This window comes from Rhodanobacter sp. B05 (assembly GCF_002001085.1).
GTDB lineage: Bacteria > Pseudomonadota > Gammaproteobacteria > Xanthomonadales > Rhodanobacteraceae > Rhodanobacter.
The window spans coordinates 288115-301871 of sequence record NZ_MUNU01000019.1; the positions used below are offsets into that span (position 1 = coordinate 288115).

The 13757-nt window shown below is 65.6% G+C and carries 17 protein-coding genes; 8 read left to right on the forward strand and 9 right to left on the reverse strand.

Annotated elements, in window-relative coordinates:
* Nucleotides 1–128 precede the first annotated feature (128 nt).
* The 4 genes from rplI to B0E47_RS14890 all read right to left on the reverse strand — a co-directional run bounded on the left by rplI (nt 129) and on the right by B0E47_RS14890 (nt 1979).
* Nucleotides 129–578, reverse strand: a complete 450-nt coding sequence (gene rplI, locus B0E47_RS14875; protein WP_077515054.1) for a 50S ribosomal protein L9 — start codon at nt 576–578, stop codon at nt 129–131.
* A 220-nt stretch (nt 579–798) separates the two neighbouring features.
* Nucleotides 799–1029 (reverse strand): 30S ribosomal protein S18, encoded by a 231-nt coding sequence (gene rpsR, locus B0E47_RS14880; RefSeq protein ID WP_007081973.1) that lies wholly within the window; start codon nt 1027–1029, stop codon nt 799–801.
* 14 nt (nt 1030–1043) lie between these two features.
* The gene (rpsF, locus tag B0E47_RS14885) at nt 1044–1478 is read right to left on the reverse strand and encodes a 30S ribosomal protein S6 (protein WP_077515055.1); all 435 of its coding nucleotides are present in this window, start codon (nt 1476–1478) and stop codon (nt 1044–1046) included.
* Nucleotides 1479–1652: 174 nt separating this feature from the next.
* Entirely contained in the window at nt 1653–1979 is a 327-nt protein-coding gene (locus B0E47_RS14890) for an iron-sulfur cluster assembly accessory protein (RefSeq protein WP_077515385.1), read from the reverse strand.
* 152 nt (nt 1980–2131) lie between these two features.
* Here B0E47_RS14890 and asnS point away from each other — a divergent pair, with 152 nt between their 5' ends.
* From asnS to B0E47_RS14925, 7 genes are read left to right on the forward strand one after another with little or no spacing between them, the layout of a single operon-like run.
* On the forward strand, nt 2132–3532 hold the full coding sequence (gene asnS / locus B0E47_RS14895) for an asparagine--tRNA ligase (RefSeq protein ID WP_077515056.1): 1401 nt from the start codon (nt 2132–2134) through the stop codon (nt 3530–3532).
* Between the two features lie 14 nt (nt 3533–3546).
* Nucleotides 3547–4344, forward strand: coding sequence for a MalM family protein (locus B0E47_RS14900; protein ID WP_077515057.1), 798 nt, complete (start codon nt 3547–3549; stop codon nt 4342–4344).
* Entirely contained in the window at nt 4341–4652 is a 312-nt protein-coding gene (locus B0E47_RS14905) for a hypothetical protein (protein WP_077515058.1), read from the forward strand. Before B0E47_RS14900 ends, B0E47_RS14905 begins: the two co-directional genes overlap by 4 nt.
* A 44-nt stretch (nt 4653–4696) precedes the next feature.
* The gene (locus B0E47_RS14910) at nt 4697–5485 is read left to right on the forward strand and encodes an SDR family oxidoreductase (RefSeq protein ID WP_077515059.1); all 789 of its coding nucleotides are present in this window, start codon (nt 4697–4699) and stop codon (nt 5483–5485) included.
* Between the two features lie 57 nt (nt 5486–5542).
* Nucleotides 5543–7027, forward strand: coding sequence for an aldehyde dehydrogenase (locus tag B0E47_RS14915; protein WP_077515060.1), 1485 nt, complete (start codon nt 5543–5545; stop codon nt 7025–7027).
* A 30-nt stretch (nt 7028–7057) separates the two neighbouring features.
* On the forward strand, nt 7058–7723 hold the full coding sequence (gene can, locus B0E47_RS14920) for a carbonate dehydratase (protein WP_077515061.1): 666 nt from the start codon (nt 7058–7060) through the stop codon (nt 7721–7723).
* Entirely contained in the window at nt 7720–8160 is a 441-nt protein-coding gene (locus B0E47_RS14925) for a Rid family hydrolase (protein ID WP_077515062.1), read from the forward strand. Before can ends, B0E47_RS14925 begins: the two co-directional genes overlap by 4 nt.
* A gap of 28 nt (nt 8161–8188) precedes the next feature.
* Here the strand turns inward: B0E47_RS14925 and B0E47_RS14930 are convergent, their stop codons facing one another.
* From B0E47_RS14930 to B0E47_RS14940, 3 genes are all read right to left on the reverse strand, one after another.
* Nucleotides 8189–8458 (reverse strand): hypothetical protein, encoded by a 270-nt coding sequence (locus tag B0E47_RS14930; RefSeq protein ID WP_217318939.1) that lies wholly within the window; start codon nt 8456–8458, stop codon nt 8189–8191.
* Nucleotides 8459–8646: 188 nt separating this feature from the next.
* Complete coding sequence (gene hutG, locus B0E47_RS14935) at nt 8647–9426, reverse strand: N-formylglutamate deformylase (protein WP_077515063.1); 780 nt, start codon at nt 9424–9426, stop codon at nt 8647–8649.
* A gap of 309 nt (nt 9427–9735) precedes the next feature.
* On the reverse strand, nt 9736–10995 hold the full coding sequence (locus B0E47_RS14940) for an FAD-dependent oxidoreductase (protein ID WP_077515064.1): 1260 nt from the start codon (nt 10993–10995) through the stop codon (nt 9736–9738).
* A 214-nt stretch (nt 10996–11209) separates the two neighbouring features.
* Here B0E47_RS14940 and B0E47_RS14945 point away from each other — a divergent pair, with 214 nt between their 5' ends.
* Nucleotides 11210–11707, forward strand: a complete 498-nt coding sequence (locus B0E47_RS14945; protein WP_139351478.1) for a C40 family peptidase — start codon at nt 11210–11212, stop codon at nt 11705–11707.
* Between the two features lie 196 nt (nt 11708–11903).
* Here the strand turns inward: B0E47_RS14945 and B0E47_RS14950 are convergent, their stop codons facing one another.
* Together B0E47_RS14950 and B0E47_RS14955 are read right to left on the reverse strand one after the other, a co-directional pair.
* Complete coding sequence (locus B0E47_RS14950; protein ID WP_077515066.1) at nt 11904–12389, reverse strand: peptidylprolyl isomerase; 486 nt, start codon at nt 12387–12389, stop codon at nt 11904–11906.
* A gap of 37 nt (nt 12390–12426) precedes the next feature.
* Nucleotides 12427–13659 carry an MFS transporter gene (locus tag B0E47_RS14955; RefSeq protein ID WP_077515067.1) on the reverse strand — a complete coding sequence of 411 codons (1233 nt, stop codon included), beginning with the start codon at nt 13657–13659 and terminating at the stop codon, nt 12427–12429.
* Between the last annotated feature and the right edge of the window lie 98 nt (nt 13660–13757).

Genomic DNA, 13757 nt, shown 5'->3' on the forward strand with positions numbered 1-13757 from the left:
CGTCGAGACAATAAGTCTGTGGATAAGCTGTGAACTGGCGGGGATAACGAGTGCCCGGATCCAGGCACTCCAAAACAAACGGGCGCCTTGAGGCGCCCGGATGTTTCCATCTTGCGGATGGATGAAGCTTACTTGTCGCCGACCACGATCACCTTGACGGTGGTATGGACGTCGGCATGCAGGTGCAGCGCCACGTCGTACTCGCCGGTGTTGCGCAGCGGACCTTCACCCAGGATCACTTCGCCCTTGTGCACGACATGGCCGGCGGTGGCCAGCGCCTCGGCGATGTCGCGCGGACCCACCGAACCGAACAGCTTGCCTTCCGCGCTGGCATGCGCGGAGATGGTGACCGTGGCATCTGCAAGCTTGAGCTTGCGTGCCTCGGCATCAGCCAGCAAGGTGTTGGCCTTGGCTTCGTATTCGGCGCGACGCTGCTCGAACGCCGCCAGGTTGGCGGCATTGACGCGCACGGCCTTGCCTTGCGGCAGGAGGAAATTGCGGCCATAACCCGGCTTCACCACGACCTTGTCGCCGAGGTTGCCCAGGTTGCGGACTTTCTGCAGAAGAATGAGTTCCATGATGCTTTCCTGTTCGTTAGCACCGGTGTGGCCCGGCGCAGCCAGAGGACGGTTGTCCGAAGGTGTTGCACCCTCTCCCCATCGGGGAGAGGGCTGGGGTGAGGGGCCGGGACTTGCGATGATGCCTGTCGAAGCGAGCTTCGATGAAGCTTGTCGCGAGCACCCGCCCCTCATCTGCCCTGCGGGCATCTTCTCCCCGGAGGGGAGAAGAAATGGCAGATCAGACGTCGTGGTTGTCGGTGTACGGCAGCAGCGAGAGGAAGCGGGCACGCTTGATCGCGGTGGCCAGCTGGCGCTGGTAGCGCGCCTTGGTACCGGTGATGCGGCTCGGCACGATCTTGCCGTTCTCGGTGACGTACTGACGCAGGGTGTTGAGATCCTTGTAGTCGATCTCCTTCACATCTTCGGCAGTGAAGCGGCAGAATTTGCGGCGGCGGAAAAACTTGGACATGGTCTGGGTTCCTATCAGTCGTCGCTGTCGTTGTCGTTGTCATCGCGGTCGCGACCGCGCGGACGGCCCTCGCCATCGTCGCTGTCGTCATCGCGGCGACGGGTGGACTTGGCGTCATCCTTTTCCTTCGACTTCAGGATGAAGGACGGCTCGATATCGGCCTCGTCGCGACGGATCACCAGGTGGCGCAGCACGGCGTCGTTGAAGCGGAAGCCCGACTCCAGCTCGTTCAGCGCGTTCTGGCTCACTTCGATGTTGAGCAGCACGTAATGTGCCTTGGCCAGGTTCACGATCGGATAGGCCAGCTGACGACGGCCCCAGTCTTCCAGACGATGAATCTTGCCGCCGTCGGTCTCGATCAGCGCCTTGTAGCGCTCGAGCATCGCCGGAACCTGCTCGCTCTGGTCCGGATGGACCATGAACACAACTTCGTAATGACGCAGGGTCATTGGGGTTTGACTCCTTGTGGATGCGGCCAAAGCGGCCTCGCAGCCTCCCGCTGGTGCGGTGAGGCAAGTGTCCTGCCAGCGCCCAAACGGGTGCGGACAGAAGCGGAATTGTACGATGCCCGCGATTGATCACGCAAGTCATTGAAAATCATGACTGCAGCGGATTGATGTCGGTCAGCTGACGGTGAAACTCTCGCCGCAGCCGCACTCGCCGGTGGCATTGGGGTTGTGGAACACGAAGCTGGCGTTGAGGCCGTGCCGCTGGAAGTCGATCACGGTGCCCTCGACCAGGGCCAGGCTCTTGTCGTTGACGATCAGCGGCACGCCATCCACCTCGACCAACTGGTCGCCTGCGTCGACCGAATCGGCCAGGTTCACCACGTAGGCAAAGCCGGAGCAACCGGTGCGCTTGACCCCGAACCGCACGCCGGCCGCCGCTGGCGTACCGGCCAGGAAATGGCGCATGCGTTCGTTGGCAGCGGGAGTGATGGTGATGCTCATGACGATCGATTCAACCTCGCACATTGGCCCGGAAAGTCGCGATGCGGGCAACAGCTACATTATCATGCCGGTTTGGCCTTGCGTGCCGACACGCACGCGCCGTTCATCCATTCACGCGCCGACATGCGGCGTACCAGCAGGAGTTTCAACCGATGGCCGTGGTCAGTGTGAAGCAGGCTCTCTCCGGCAAGCTCGACGCGGGCAGCGCGGTGACCGTGCGCGGCTGGGTGCGCACCCGGCGCGACTCCAAGGCCGGCCTGTCCTTCGTCAACGTCACCGACGGCTCCTGCTTCGACCCGATCCAGGCGGTGGTGCCGGCCACCCTGGGCAACTACGAGAGTGAGGTGAAGCACCTCACTGCCGGCGCTGGCGTAATCGTTTCCGGCGCCCTGGTGCCGTCGCAGGGCAAGGGCCAGAGCTTCGAGCTGCAGGCCAACGAGGTGATCGTCACCGGCCCGGTCGACGATCCGGAAACCTACCCGATCCAGCCCAAGCAGCATTCGATGGAGTTCCTGCGCGAGGTCGCCCACCTGCGCCCGCGCACCAACCTGTTCGGCGCGATCACCCGCGTGCGCCACACCATGATGACGGCGATCCACCGCCACCTCACCGAACAGGGCTTCTTCTGGATCAACACGCCGATCATTACCACCTCGGATGCCGAAGGTGCCGGCGACATGTTCCGGCTGTCCACGCTGGACCTGGCCAACCTGCCACGCCTGCCCGACGGCAAGATCGACTTCCGCAAGGATTTCTTCGGCCGCGAAGCGTTCCTCACCGTGTCCGGCCAGCTCAACGTCGAGGCGTATTGCCTGGCGATGAGCAAGGTCTACACGTTCGGTCCCACCTTCCGCGCCGAGAACTCCAACACGCCGCGCCATCTGGCCGAGTTCTGGATGGTCGAGCCGGAAATCGCGTTCGCCGACCTCACCGCCGACGCCGATTGCGCCGAGGCCTTCCTCAAGGCGATCTTCAAGGCGGTGCTGGACGAGCGTGCCGACGACATGGCGTTCTTCGCCGAGCGCGTGCAGCCGGATGCGATCACGCGGATGGAGGCCTTCATCGCCAAACCGTTCGAGCGCATCGACTACACCGACGCCATCGAGATCCTGAAGAAGTCGGGCGAAAAATTCGAATACCCGGTGACCTGGGGCGTCGACCTGCAGACCGAACACGAACGCTACCTGGCCGAGAAACATATCGGTCGCCCCGTGGTCGTAATGAACTATCCCGAGGCAATCAAGGCGTTCTACATGCGCTTGAACGATGACGAGAAGACCGTGGCCGCGATGGACGTGCTGGCGCCGGGCATCGGCGAGATCATCGGCGGCGCCCAGCGCGAGGAGCGCCTGGACTACCTCGATCGCCGCATGGCGAAGTTCAACCTCGATCCCGTGACCTATGGCTGGTATCGCGACCTGCGCCGTTATGGCACGGTACCGCATGCCGGCTTCGGTCTCGGTTTCGAGCGCCTGCTGGTCTATATCTGCGGCCTGGCCAACATCCGCGACGCCATCCCCTACCCTCGTGCCGCCGGCACAGCCGAGTTCTGAGCAACCTCTCCGTCATGTCGTACCGTCCAATCGCCATCACCGCCGCCCTCGGCGCCGCCGTCATGTTGACCGGGTGCCACAACGCCAAGGCCTTGCTGCCGCCGAACCTGCGGCCGCCTTCACAGAACGCCGGTGAGCCGTTGAAGCTCGCCCAGCAGCAGTTGCAGCAAGCCACGCCTTGCTGCAGCAGCTTCGCCGACTTTTCCTACCGCAGCCTGCTGCCGTGGCAGCCGCAGAAATTCACCCTGGGCAGCGCCAGCATGGTGGCCAATCTAGGGGGCACCAAGAGTTACTTCCTCGCCTTCCGCCTGCCCACCGAGGTGAAACTGCCGTACCGGGTCGCCGTGAAATCCGAATTGAACGGTCGCTGGTTGCACGCCAGTTACCTGTTCGCGCCCACCGTCGTGCTGCTGGACGATGGCTTTCAGCCGCTGCGCTCCGATGACATCACCCTGTGCGAACACATGGGCTGGAGCGACGACACCACCGGTGCCTTCGGCAGCATGACAGTGGAAAGCAAGCAGGCGCGCTACCTGCTGGTGTACAGCTCGGCCAAGCAACAGTCCGGCAAGACCTACTGGGAACAGTCGCCCACGTCGTTCTCCAGCAGCACCGCGGCGACCCTGCAGATGAATTCCGCCGGCAGCTTCAGCATCCCGCACGGACCCGATGGCTCGCTGTGGATCGGCATGATGAATTCCACCTACAAGAAGGCTGTCGACAGCGCGGTCTGCGGCAAGCCACCCAGCGGCACCGGCGTGCTGGACGATTTGTCGCTGCCCTGGAGCGGCAAGCGCAGCGGATCGAAATGATCGTTGTCTACCTGACCTTGCTGACTGCCGGCGTGGGCCTGTTCGTGCTGTCCTACGTGGCGCAATTCCGGCTCGCTTCGCTGTTGCGGGTACGCTACCCGCAGCACTGGCAGATCATTGCGGAGGCGGACCAGGGCAAGCCGTCGGCCTGGCGCCGCTGGGTCCGCATGCAGCACGTGCTGCGCTCGCCGGCACTGCCGGCGCTCGGCGACCCGACCATCAACCGATGGCGCAATCTGTGGCGCTACGGCCCGTGGCTGGGCTGGTTATGCTGGATGGGCGCGCTGGCGATGCGCCTGCTGCACTGAGAGACCGCGAGAAGTCGTCCACCCGCATCAACCGGAGCGAGTACATGCAACTGGACCTGAGTGGCCGTCACGCGCTGGTCTGCGGCGCATCCCAGGGCATCGGCCGCGCCTGCGCGATCGAACTGGCCCTGCTCGGCGCCAGCGTCACCGCGCTGGCACGGCGCGGCGACGTGCTGGCCAGCGTGGTCGACAGCCTGCCGCACATCCACGATGGCCAGCGACACGGCTTCATCGTCGCCGATGCGGGGGATACCGACGCCTTGCGCAGCCAGGTCGAAAACCTGGCCGCGACCGCGCCGGTGCACATCCTGGTCAACAACAGCGGCGGTCCGCCACCGGGCAGCATCGTCGAGGCGGGCACGCAGGAGTTTCTCGACGCCATGCGCAAGCACCTGCTGGCCAACCATGCACTGGTGCAGGCGGTCCTGCCTGGCATGCGCAAGGCCGCCTGGGGGCGCATCGTCAACATCATCTCCACCTCGGTGAAGGAGCCGATCCCCGGTATCGGCGTCTCCAACACCACCCGCGGCGCCGTGGCCAGTTGGGCCAAGACCCTGGCCGGCGAGCTGGCTCCGCTCGGCATCACCGTCAACAACGTGCTGCCGGGCTCCACCCACACCCCGCGCATCGATCAGATCGTGGCGGCGCGCGCGCAGAAGTCGGGCCGCGACGAACAGGACGTGCAGCAGGAGATGGCCGCGGAGATTCCGATGGGCCGCTTTGCCGATCCCGCGGAAACCGCCGCCGCGGTGGCCTTCCTCGCCTCGCCGGCAGCGAGCTATATCACCGGAGTCAGCCTGCCGGTCGATGGTGGACGCATGCGTTCGTTGTGAATGCGCATACGCCAGCGTCCGGTGCAATTGCCGGTCGCCGGAATTAAGATGCTACGGATGTCCACCCCGCATCTCGCCAACCTGATCGACGGCCGCCTGCAGGCGCCCATCCACGACCGTTGGCTGGATGTGCACGAACCCGCCACCGCGACCGTGTTTGCGCGCTGTCCGGATTCCGATGCCGCCGATGTCGACGCCGCGGTGGCTGCCGCCCGGCGTGCCGCGCCCGGCTGGGCTGGCACGCCGATCGAACAACGGGCGCAACTGCTGGAAAGACTCGCCACGCTGATCGAGGCGCGCCTTGACCAGTTCGCCGCGCTGGAGTCGCGCGACAGCGGCAAGCCGCTCGGCCTCGCACGCCGGCTCGACATCCCGCGCGCCATCAGCAATCTGCGCTACTTCGCCGCCGCGATCACCGGCTGGGGCAGCGAATCGCATGCGATGGAAACCGGCGCCGGCATCGCCGCCATCAACTACACCTTGCGTCAGCCGCTGGGCGTGGTCGGCTGCATCAGCCCCTGGAACCTGCCGCTGTATCTGTTCAGCTGGAAGATCGCGCCGGCACTGGCCGCCGGCAACACCGTGGTGGCCAAGCCCTCGGAAGTGACCCCCTGCACTGCCGCCCTGCTCGGCGAGCTCAGCATCGAGGCGGGCTTTCCGCCCGGCGTGCTGAACATCGTCCAGGGTCTTGGCCCCGGCGTGGGTCAGGCCATCGTGGACCATCCCGATATCAAGGCGATCTCCTTCACCGGCAGCACCGCCACCGGCGCCCGCATCGCCAGCTCCGCCGCAGCGCGGTTCAAGAAAGTCTCGCTGGAGATGGGCGGCAAGAACCCGGCCATCGTGTTCGCCGATGCCGACCTCTCGGACGCGAACCTCGACACCATCGTGCGCTCGGGCTTTGCCAACCAGGGCGAGATCTGCCTGTGCGGCTCGCGCCTGCTGGTGCAGCGATCGATCTACGAAACGTTCCGCGCACGCTATCTGGCGCGGGTGCAGGCGTTGCGTGTGGGCGACCCGCAAGACGCCGACATCGACCTCGGCGCGATGGTGTCACGGGCGCATTACGACAAGGTGCTTGGCTGCATCGAACAGGCACGCGCCGAAGGCGGCCGGGTGCTGTGCGGCGGCGGCGCGCTCGCGCAACCAGGTCGCTGCGCCGGCGGCTGGTTCATCGCGCCCACCGTGATCGAAGGCCTGCCGTCTTCGGCAACCACCAACCAGCAGGAAATCTTCGGCCCGGTGGTCGCACTGATTCCGTTTGAGGACGAAGCCGAAGCGCTGGCGATCGCCAACGACAGCCGGTACGGACTCGCCGCCTCGTTGTGGACGCAGGATCTCGCCCGCGCGCACCGGCTCGCCGGTCGGCTCGAGTTCGGCATCGTGTGGATCAACTGCTGGCTGCTGCGCGACCTGCGCACGCCGTTCGGCGGCGTCAAGCAATCCGGCGTCGGCCGCGAGGGCGGCAGCGAAGCGCTGCACTTTTTCACCGAGCCCAAGAACGTCTGCATCGCCTACGGCACGTCGCCGGGGCGCGGCTGATATGTGCACGCAAGAACCCCCGGAACCCCGATGAATTCACTGAAAGACCTGCTTGCCAACAACCGTCGCTGGGCCGACCAGGTCACCGCGCAGGATCCCGCCTATTTCGAGCAGCTCTCGCAGCAACAGGCACCGCGCTACCTGTGGATCGGCTGCTCGGACTCGCGCGTGCCGGCCACCCAGATCGTCGACCTGCCGCCAGGCGAGATCTTCGTGCATCGCAATGTGGCCAACGTGGTGGTGCATACCGACCTCAACGCGCTGAGCACGATCCAGTTCGCGGTCGACGTGCTCAAGGTGAAGCACATCCTGGTGGTCGGCCACTACGGTTGCGGCGGCGTCGGCGCGGTACTCAAGGAGAGCCGGCTGGGCCTGATCGACAACTGGCTGCGGCACATCGCCGACATCGCCATGAAGCATGCCGACAAGTTCGACCCGGCGCAGTCGTTCGCGATGCGTCACGCCCACTTGTGCGAGCTGAATGCACTGGAACAGGCGCTCAACGTGTGCCACACCACGGTGGTGCGCGAAGCGTGGGAACGTGGCCAGGAGCTGGCTGTGCACGCGTGGATCTACGGCCTGGACAATGGCCATATCCACGACCTCGGCCTCGACGTGCGCGCCCGCGAGCAACTGCCCGTGGCGTATGAGCAGGCCGTCACCCAACTGACACAGCGCTGGGCCGGCAGCGCATGAGCGGCAAAGGAATTCGCACCGACAGCGCGCCGGCACCGGTCGGCGCCTATCCGCACGCGCGCCGCGTCGGCGACCTGCTGTTCCTGTCCGGCGTCGGCCCGCGCCAGCCGGGCAGCAATGCAATCCCGGGCAACGTGCACGACACCGACGGCCGGCTGGTCGAATACGACATCGAGGCGCAATGCCGGCAGGTGTTCGCCAACGTGCGCGCCGTGCTCGAGGCCAGCGGCGCGCAGTGGACCGACCTGGTCGATGTCACGGTGTTCCTGACCGACATGCAGCGCGACTTTGCGACGTACAACCGCCTCTACGCGGAATATTTCGCGGGCGTCGATGCCTGCCGCACCACCCTGGGCATCAGCGCCCTGCCGACGCCGATCGCGATCGAACTGAAATGCGTCGCGGCGCCGCGCCCACAAAAAAACCCGCCGGCCTGAACCGGCGGGTTCTTGCGTCGCTACCGGATCAGCCAGCCGGAGTCGCGGCGGGTTCCGCAGTCTTGGCAGCTGCCTTCTTGTGGCTCTTCTTGTGGTGCTTGTGGTGCGAAGTCTTGCTCATGGCCGCCTTTGGCGCGGCGTCAGCCGCCGGGGCGGCCTTGGCAGCCGGAGCAGCCTGCTCCGCCGGAGCCGCGGCCTGCGGTGCCGCAGTCTGCGGTGCAGCGGCCTGGGCCAGCACGGAACCGGAAAGCGCCACACCCGCCACCAGCAGGGAACTGATCAAAAGTTTGCGCATCATGATGTCGAACCTCGGACAATGTAGGTATCGCGAGCCCGGCCGGAACCCGGCAACTCGGGTGGCGCGACATGCCGACAATGCGACGCAAACCGAATACCGCAGCTGAATGAAACACAGTATCTTGCGCGGGCCTTGCGAGCCGGATCTTGACATCCGCACGATGCGATCCCGACAACAATTTCTTGCGGTCACTCCAGGCAAATCCGCAACAGCCGGTCGATCACCGCCTGCACGTCGGGTGCCCTGGCGGCCGCGTATTCGAAGCTTGCCTCATCCATGTAATTGAGCTGTGCCAGCTCAAGCTGCACGGCCTGCACGCCGACCTCGGGACGGCCGTAGTGGCGGGTGATGTAACCGCCCTTGAAGCGGTCATTGACGGCCACGGTAAAGCGCGACTGCGCTTCCAGGCTCGTTTGCAGCCGCGCCTGGAGTGCGCTGCCGCAACTGGCACCGGTCGCCGTTCCCAGGTTGAAGTCCGGCAGCCTCCCCTCGAACAGCATCGGCACCCGGCTACGGATCGAGTGACCCTCCCACAACACCACACGCCCATGCTCGGCATGCAGGCGCGCAAGTTCCTGTGCCAGCGCGCCGTGGTAGGGCCGCCAGTAGTCGTTTACCCGTTGTTGAACTTCGGCGGCATCCGGCGCGCAGCCATCCAGGTACAGCGGTCCGCCATCGAACCCCACGATGGGCACCAGCCCGGTCTCGCGTTGCCCCGGGTACAGCGGGTGACCGTCGGCAGGCCGATTGAGATCGACCACGTAGCGAGATGCCCGCGGCTTCAACACGCTGGCACCCAACTCCCGCGCCAGCGGCTCGTACAGCCGCGCCACATGCCAGTCGGTATCCGGCGAGCGGCGCGCCACTGGATGCATGCGCGTGGCGATGTCCTCGGGAATGAAGCTGGCATCGTGCGGCAGGCTGATCAGCAGCGGCACACGGCCGCGATGCAGGATGAAATTTTCCATCCGGCCATTCTACCCGGCGCGACGTGCGGGATTCGTGCAAGGGCTTGAGGAGCCGGGGAGAGAAACGCGAGCGCTGAAAACCGGGAGCCGCCCGCTTCCTCACTCCATCAACACCAGTTCCTCCGCCGACGTGGGATGGATCGCCACCGTGGTGTCCAGGTCGCGCGGTTCGAGCAGCGCTACCCGGGCGCCATGTTTCGCGGCACGGAAGGCCATGGCCAGGCCCGCCCAGCACGATCAGGTCAAGGCTTGCGGCCATCGCGTGCTCCCGAATGGTTGGTGAGGGCCGCGATGGACTCGCAAGCACGGCTACAGGCCGAATCGCGCCGGAGCGTAAGGGCTCGCATCGATCGCCGAAGGTGTGCCCGCCAGCAGCGCCGCCATCAGTTCACCGGTGGCCGCCGACATGCTCACGCCGAGCATGCCGTGTGCGGTCGCCAGCCACAGGTTGGCCCAGCGTGCGCTGGCACCGATGATCGGCACCTCGTCGACGCTCATCGGCCGCCAGCCCCACCACTCCTCCACCAGTTCACTGCCTTCAGGTTCGCGCAGAAAGGCCGCCGCGCCGCGCCTCAGCGCATCGAGCCGGGGGCGGTTGAGACCCTCGCGGTAACCGGAAAACTCCATCGTGCTGCCGAGCCGGTAGCCACCGCTCCAACTGGTCACGCACACCGATGGCTCGCACAAGGTCAGCGCACGCCGCGGCGCCAGCGCGGGGCGGTTGTAGGTCAGGGAATAGCCCTTGCCCGGCTGCATCGGCAGTTGCAGCCCCAGTTGCCTCGCGAGCAGGGGCGACCACGCGCCGAGCGCCAGCACGACGCGCTCGGCACGGAATCGGCCGCGACTGCTTTGCACGCCCGTGATGCGCGTTCGATCCGTCTCGAAACCCTCGATGCGCGCACCGCTCTCGATCACGCCGCCGAGCTCCACCACGCGCCGGGCGAGCTCGGCTAGGTAGCGGTCCGGTCGCAAGGACGCATCCTGCGGGTGCAACAGTCCGCCTGCCACGCCTGGCTTCAGTGCCGGCTCCATCGCCTCGACCTGTTCGCCGCTCAAGCGCTGCACCTCGATGCCGAGACTCTCGAGCACGGCGGTATGCTTCTTCTCGTCGATCTTCTGCAACCGGGCCGTGCGATAGACCAGCAGCGTGCCCTGCTCGGCGAATTCGCAGTCGAGCCTGTCGTCGCGCACCAGTTCTGCCAGCAACCGGCGCGAGCGCTGCAGGATCGCCAGCCGTGCCTGGGTCGCCGCATGGAAGTCGCGCCAGTTGCAGTGGCGTGCAAAGCCCAGCAGCCAGCGCAGGCGCGCGCCATCCAGGCGCGGATTGAGATAGAGCGGTGCGTCGGCATGGAAAATCGAACGCAAGGCCACCCCGATCATGCCGGGCATCGCCAGTGGCGGTGCGTGGCTGGGCGTGATCGTGCCGCAGTTGCCGTGCGAACTGCCGCAGCCTGGCGTGCCCTGTTCCAGCACACGTACGCTGGCGCCGGCCTTGAGCAGATAGAGCGCGCAGGCCAGGCCGATGACGCCACCACCGAGGATCAATACATCGTCACGTGCAGATTCCATCGAGGGATTGTAGCGAGCCGTGGCGTACCCGAGTGTCCTCGCAGGCAACCAGTGGCAATCTTCCATTGATTTGTGAGAACTTCCTTCCAACCCATTGATTTGATAACCTCGGACCGCCTCATGCCGAGATTGCATCATGCCGTTGAGTTGCGCGTCCCGATTTGTGCTGCCACCCGACACGCCCCGTGTCGCGCGACAGCTCCTGCTCGGCGCCATGATCATGCTGCTTGCCGCCTGCGCCAGCGCGCCGCACCGGCGTGAATCGACCTACAAGGCCTCGCATTCCGCGCTGGCCGACCTGCCGGCGCGGGCACCCTCCGCTGCCAGCGCGGGCGAGGCGAACGACATCCTGTTCCGCGCGATCGCCCTGGTCGGCACGCCCTACCACTGGGGCGGCAATACGCCGGCTGGCGGCTTCGATTGCAGCGGCCTGATCGATTACATCTACCGCACCGCCGCCGGGATCAAGCTGCCGCGTACCTCGAACGAGATGGCCTCGATGGACGCCCGCAAGGTGCGCCGGATGACCCAGCTGGCCAGCGGCGACCTGGTGTTCTTCGATATCGACGGCAGCATCAGCCACGTCGGCGTGTATGTCGGCAAGGGCCGTTTCGTGCACGCGCCGAACAGCGGCGGCACGGTGCGACTGGACGATATCGACGGGCCGTATTGGGGGGATCACTTTGCGTACGGGAAGCGGGTGCTGGATTGAGGGGGGGAGTTCTCAACCGCCTGTCCATTCGATCCACGGATGACCGGACTCGACCACGCAGGGACTGACCTCAACCAAAAATCAAAAGCGGCTACGCGCGAACCGAACCCTCTCCCCAGCCCTCTCCCGGGGGGAGAGGGAGCAAACGAAAAACGGCGCCTAAGGCGCCGTTTTGCTTTGACTTGATATCCGCCGGTCAGTGCGCAGCACTGCCCGGCGGATGAGCATGACCGTGCTTGAGTTCTTCCTCGGTGGCTTCACGCACTTCGCCGATGGCGACGTCGAAATGCAGATCCTTGCCGGCCATCGGATGGTTGAGATCCACATCGATCGCGCTCATGCCGACCTTGTGCACGGTGACCGCGCGCTGGCCGCCTTCCTTCAATCGCAGCACGGTGACCATGCCGGGCTTGAGCCGGTTCGCCTGCGGGAAATATTTCTTGGACATGCGCTGGACCTGGCCTTCCTGACGTTCGCCATAGCCGTCCACGGCTGCCACATCCACCTCCAGCGCCTCGCCCGCTTCACGGCCTTCCAGCGCCGTCTCCAGGCCCGGGATCAGCTGGCCGTGACCAAGCAGCACCCACAGTTGTTCCTCGCGATCATGCGAGCTTTCCACCTTCTCGCCATCCACGGTCAACGTGTAATGGAGGGAAACCACCTTGTCCTTGCCAGCTTTCATCATGAATCTCTTGAGGGTCTGCAAACCGGCGATTCTATCAGGAGCCCGCCTTGCCGAAGCGGGTACCGCGCACCTCCGGCCCCAGCCACGCGAGCAGGGCCAGCAGCACGGCGACGACCGCCATCCACGACGCCATCACCAGCGCGTAATTGCCGCCGCTGCGATCGGCCAGCCAGGACTGTGCGGTGGCCGTGCTGGCCGCGAGCAGGTTGCCCAGCTGGTAGGCGAAGCCGGGCAAGGTGCCGCGCACTTCGTCCGGCGACAGTTCGTTGAGGTAGGTCGGCACGATGCCCCAGGCACCCTGCACCATCACCTGGATCAGGAATGCTCCCAGCCCCAGCAGCATCAGCGAGCCACCATGCGTCCACAACGGAATGCATGGCAGCGCCAGCAGCGCCGCGACGATCATCCCGCGCCGTCGACCGACCTTTTCGGACCACGCACCAAAACTCAGCCCGCCCACGATCGCGCCCGCATTGAGCAGCATCGTCAACACCGTCACCGTGCCGACGCCCAGGTGCAGCTGCGACTTCAGGAAGGTGGGATACATGTCCTGCGAGCCGTGGCTGAACATGTTGAACGCCATCATCAGCAGCATCATGTAGAGGAGCCGCTTCCAGTGACCTTGCATCGAATCCAGCAGGTTGCGACGTTCACCGCCCGCCTGGCTGGCCTGCCAGATCGGTGACTCGGGGACCTTGCTGCGCAGGTACAGCACCAGCAGCGCCGGCAGCACGCCAACCACGAACATCGCGCGCCAGCCCAGACCCAGCACGTCGAACACTACCCAGTAGGCGACGGCGCCGAGGAAATAGCCGCACGGATAGCCGCTCTGCAGCAGGCCGGAAACCAGACCGCGGGATTTCACCGGCACGCTCTCCAGCGCCAGCGACGCGCCGATGCCCCACTCGCCGCCCATCGCGATGCCGAAGGCAAAGCGCAGCACCAGCAACACGGTCAGCGTCGGCGCAAAGGCGCAGGCCAGCTCCAATACGGAGAACAGCAGCACGTCGACCATCAGCACCGGACGCCGGCCGAAGCGATCGGCCAGCCGTCCAAACAGCAGGGCGCCGATCGGGCGCGCCGCCAGGGTCAGCAGGATGCCCAGCGTGACCTCAGTCTTGTGTACGTGGAAATCGTCGGCGATGTTGCCGAGCACGAACACCAGCAGGAAGAAATCGAACGCATCCAGCGTCCAGCCGAGGAAGCTCGCGAACACCGTGTGCCGCTGGCTGGCATCGAGTTCGCGCAAGGGGGAAAGCCATGCCATGGGAGCGTTCCTGGCCGCAGCGGGTCGGCAGCCGTGCGCAACATATGCAACAACTTGGCGTCGCGCGCAACACCGCCACGATGACCCGGCCCGATCAG

Bases quoted from the DNA above. Each gene is read 5' to 3' on its own strand.
- B0E47_RS14915 (WP_077515060.1), top strand. From the start codon at position 5,543: ATGTCCACCCCGCATCTCGCCAACCTGATCGACGGCCGCCTGCAGGCG.
- rplI (WP_077515054.1), bottom strand. From the start codon at position 578: ATGGAACTCATTCTTCTGCAGAAAGTCCGCAACCTGGGCAACCTCGGC.
- B0E47_RS14930 (WP_217318939.1), bottom strand. From the start codon at position 8,458: ATGATGCGCAAACTTTTGATCAGTTCCCTGCTGGTGGCGGGTGTGGCG.
- hutG (WP_077515063.1), bottom strand. From the start codon at position 9,426: ATGGAAAATTTCATCCTGCATCGCGGCCGTGTGCCGCTGCTGATCAGC.
- asnS (WP_077515056.1), top strand. From the start codon at position 2,132: ATGGCCGTGGTCAGTGTGAAGCAGGCTCTCTCCGGCAAGCTCGACGCG.
- B0E47_RS14890 (WP_077515385.1), bottom strand. From the start codon at position 1,979: ATGAGCATCACCATCACTCCCGCTGCCAACGAACGCATGCGCCATTTC.
- B0E47_RS14925 (WP_077515062.1), top strand. From the start codon at position 7,720: ATGAGCGGCAAAGGAATTCGCACCGACAGCGCGCCGGCACCGGTCGGC.
- B0E47_RS14940 (WP_077515064.1), bottom strand. From the start codon at position 10,995: ATGGAATCTGCACGTGACGATGTATTGATCCTCGGTGGTGGCGTCATC.
- rpsF (WP_077515055.1), bottom strand. From the start codon at position 1,478: ATGACCCTGCGTCATTACGAAGTTGTGTTCATGGTCCATCCGGACCAG.
- B0E47_RS14950 (WP_077515066.1), bottom strand. From the start codon at position 12,389: ATGAAAGCTGGCAAGGACAAGGTGGTTTCCCTCCATTACACGTTGACC.
- B0E47_RS14945 (WP_139351478.1), top strand. From the start codon at position 11,210: ATGATCATGCTGCTTGCCGCCTGCGCCAGCGCGCCGCACCGGCGTGAA.
- B0E47_RS14905 (WP_077515058.1), top strand. From the start codon at position 4,341: ATGATCGTTGTCTACCTGACCTTGCTGACTGCCGGCGTGGGCCTGTTC.
- rpsR (WP_007081973.1), bottom strand. From the start codon at position 1,029: ATGTCCAAGTTTTTCCGCCGCCGCAAATTCTGCCGCTTCACTGCCGAA.
- B0E47_RS14900 (WP_077515057.1), top strand. From the start codon at position 3,547: ATGTCGTACCGTCCAATCGCCATCACCGCCGCCCTCGGCGCCGCCGTC.
- B0E47_RS14955 (WP_077515067.1), bottom strand. From the start codon at position 13,659: ATGGCATGGCTTTCCCCCTTGCGCGAACTCGATGCCAGCCAGCGGCAC.
- can (WP_077515061.1), top strand. From the start codon at position 7,058: ATGAATTCACTGAAAGACCTGCTTGCCAACAACCGTCGCTGGGCCGAC.
- B0E47_RS14910 (WP_077515059.1), top strand. From the start codon at position 4,697: ATGCAACTGGACCTGAGTGGCCGTCACGCGCTGGTCTGCGGCGCATCC.